Origin of the sequence: Streptomyces sp. 8L (genome assembly GCF_020176795.1) — a bacterium.
Taxonomy (GTDB): Bacteria; Actinomycetota; Actinomycetes; order Streptomycetales; family Streptomycetaceae; genus Streptomyces.
Map to the genome: position 1 here is coordinate 1 of NZ_JAIUKE010000964.1, position 579 is coordinate 579.

A 579-nucleotide genomic window follows, 5' to 3' on the forward strand; every position below is an offset into this window, starting at 1 on the left:
GCCCCCGCCGTGATGGCCCCCGCCACCGCCGTCGCCGTGGTGGTGCGACCCGTGGTGCCCGCCGCCGTGCCGCGGATCACCCGCGGCGGCGCCTCCGCCCCCGGCCCACCAGCTGTTCCCACTGCTCGACCCGTCCGACCTCCAGGGCCTGCCGGCCGCCGAACCACCCGGCCGCCCGCGCCGCTTGCTCCTCCGGCTCGTCGCGAGCACGACCAATACGAGCACCACCACCGCCACGATGATCCACATCGGAGCGTCACCTGCCTTCCCCCGTGGACGTTCTGTGCGTCCTGCGCGTTCTGTGCCCCTTCACCTCCCCCGACTGGCGCACGGCAAAGCTGTGTTGCCGAACTGTCGCGGAACACCGAAGGATTCGGTACACGCGCCCGGCGGCGTTCGTAGCACGGCCTACGGTCTTCGGCCCACACTGCCCGGCCCACGCGGCCCACACATCGTCGGCCGGGGGCCTGCCGCCGCCGGCCGCGCGCCGTTCTCGGGCCCGTCAGTCCGCCGACCGCCGGAGGCGGGCCCCCCCCCCCGCCCGCCCCGCCGGCCGCTTGCAGAAGGCGAAGGCACGCG

The 579-nt window shown here is 75.6% G+C and carries 1 pseudogene; it reads right to left on the reverse strand.

Annotated elements, in window-relative coordinates:
* Positions 1 to 249 (reverse strand): annotated as a pseudogene (locus LCE31_RS40125) (hypothetical protein); the annotation flags it as partial.
* Between the last annotated feature and the right edge of the window lie 330 nt (positions 250 to 579).